The sequence below is a fragment of the Streptomyces sp. UH6 genome (assembly GCF_013421635.1).
In the GTDB taxonomy this organism is placed as follows: domain Bacteria; phylum Actinomycetota; class Actinomycetes; order Streptomycetales; family Streptomycetaceae; genus Streptomyces; species Streptomyces abyssomicinicus.
In genome coordinates this window covers 1-2,178 of sequence record NZ_JACADT010000956.1, presented here as the reverse complement: position 1 = coordinate 2,178, position 2,178 = coordinate 1, and the positions used below count along the sequence as shown (strand labels likewise).

2 protein-coding genes are annotated in these 2,178 nt (G+C 73.8%); one reads left to right on the top strand and one right to left on the bottom strand.

Annotation, left to right across the window (positions count from 1 at the left end; translation table 11 throughout):
• Window positions 1-325 precede the first annotated feature (325 nt).
• Entirely contained in the window at window positions 326-1,369 is a 1,044-nt protein-coding gene (locus HW445_RS27995) for an alcohol dehydrogenase catalytic domain-containing protein (protein WP_180223653.1), read from the top strand.
• 103 nt (window positions 1,370-1,472) lie between these two features.
• Here HW445_RS27995 and HW445_RS27990 read toward each other — a convergent pair.
• The coding region (locus tag HW445_RS27990; protein ID WP_374939708.1) for a DUF6745 domain-containing protein at window positions 1,473-2,178 on the bottom strand (706 nt) is incomplete at its 5' end.

The following is a 2,178-nucleotide window of genomic DNA, read 5'->3' as shown; positions in this document are numbered from 1 at the left end:
GGCGAGCCCGGCGCGGGAGTCGCCGCGCGAAGGGCTCGACGCGCCGGCCGAACGCGCCCGGAAGCTCGGCGGCACCCTCACGGCGCGGCGTGGTGAGGGTGGGGGAGCCCGGCTGGAGTGGCGAGTGCCGCTGCGGGGGTGAGGCACGGAGGGCCGGTCGCGGGGGGCCCTCGGAGTGTGCGGTGGGGGAGCCGCGGGGGCAGGTCCGCGAGGGCGGGCGTCCGCGGGTGCGGGTGGGCGGAACCCTCCCTAGCCTGGTTCGAGGGGCGTCCCCACGGGGTGTTCCCACGGGGGGTGTTCCCGCCCGAGCTCAGGAGGCCGCACCATGAAGGCGCTCGTGTTCCACGGACCCGGCAAGCGTTCCTGGGAGGACGTCCCCGACCCCGTCGTCCAGGACTCCACCGACGCGGTGATCAAGGTCGACGCGGTCACCATCTGCGGCACCGACCTGCACATCCTCAAGGGCGACGTGCCCGCCGTGAAGCCCGGCCGCATCCTCGGCCACGAGGCCGTGGGCACCGTGCAGAGCGTCGGAGACTCCGTCACGAACGTCGCCCCCGGCGACCGGGTGCTGATCTCCTGCATCACCTCCTGCGCCCGCTGCCGGTTCTGCCGGGAGTCCCGCTACAGCCTCTGCACCGGCGGCGGCAGCTGGATCCTCGGGCACCTGATCGACGGCGTGCAGGCCGAGTACGTGCGGGTGCCGTTCGCGGACACCTCCACCTACAAGCTGCCCGACAGCGTCTCGAACGAGGACGCGCTGCTGCTCGCCGACATCCTCCCCACGTCCTACGAGATCGGTGTGCTCAACGGCCGGGTCTCGCCGGGCGACGTGGTCGTGGTGGTGGGCGCCGGGCCGGTGGGTCTCGCCGCCATGACCACCGCCAGGCTGTTCGGGCCGCGTCAGGTGATCGCCGTCGACCCGGCCGCGCAGCGGCGGGAGGCCGCCCTGCGGCACGGTGCGGACGTGGCACTCTCGCCGGACGAGGACGTCAAGGCGAGGGTCCTCGAACTCACCGACGGCCTGGGCGCGGACGTCACCATCGAGGCGGTCGGCATCCCGGCGACCTTCGAGCAGTGCGCGGACCTGGTCCGGCCCGGCGGCCACATCGCTAACGCGGGCGTGCACGGCGCGCCGGTGACCCTGCACCTCGAGACCCTGTGGATCAAGGGCATCACCATCACCACCGGCCTGGTCGACACCAGCACCACGCCGACCCTGCTGACGATGGTCGGCTCCAGCGGACTGGACGTGGGCGGGTTCATCACCCACCGGTTCGCTCTCCAGGAGATGGACGAGGCGTACGACGTCTTCGGCCGCGCGGACGAGACCGGCGCGCTCAAGGTCGCCCTGTCCGCCGCCGGGTGACGGCACGTGCCGCCCGAGGGGCACGACTGCCCGCAGGGTGGTGGTCCTGCCGGCCGTGGGGCGTGGGGTGCCTGGCTCTGGTTGCGCGGGCCGTTCGCCGGGGTCAGGTCTGGCGGACGGGGGTGTAGGCATCCTCGGCGAGGCCGAAGGTCCAGGCGACGCCCTCCCGCGCGGTGCGGGTCCGCGGCGGCACCCGCAGCCAGTACGTGCGGAACGTCCCGTCCGGCTCCGCCGTGGAGTTCACCACCTCGACCATCACCACCGGCTCGTCGTCCGGCAGGTCGATCCGCCACAGCACCCCCGACTCGTCGCGGTGCAGCGGCCGCGCACCGGAGTCGGCGAGATAGCGGTCGTACCCGTAGTGCTCCAGCATCACCCGCCGCAGCTCCGCGTTCTCCTCGCCACGGATCCGCTCCGGCGTCAGCGACGCGAGGCCGTTCAGGAACTCCGCCGGCACCGGCATCCCGCGCCACGCGTAGAGCGCGAAGCCGTCCGGATAGGCGAGCGCCGGGCCGTCGCCGCGGTCGAGCCGCCCGTTCTCGTCCCGGTGCAGCTCCACCGGGCGCTCGCAGAGCACCGCGGCCTTCTCGTAGGGCCACCACCAGCCGGCGTTGCGCGCCACCGCGGCCAGGCCGTCCAGCGGGGCCCGGTCGGTGTCGAACGCGGCCAGCCAGGCCGCGTCGTGCTGGCCGAGCACCGCGTCGAGGAGGAGCAGACGTATCCGGGCCCGTGACGCCGCGTGGTTCCCGGCCAGTTCGTCGACCACCGCGTCGGTGATCCGGTCGGTGAGCAGGCGGGTGGTGTCCCAG

Coding starts and splice junctions, on each gene's coding strand:
- HW445_RS27995 (WP_180223653.1), top strand. CDS start 326: ATGAAGGCGCTCGTGTTCCACGGACCCGGCAAGCGTTCCTGGGAGGAC.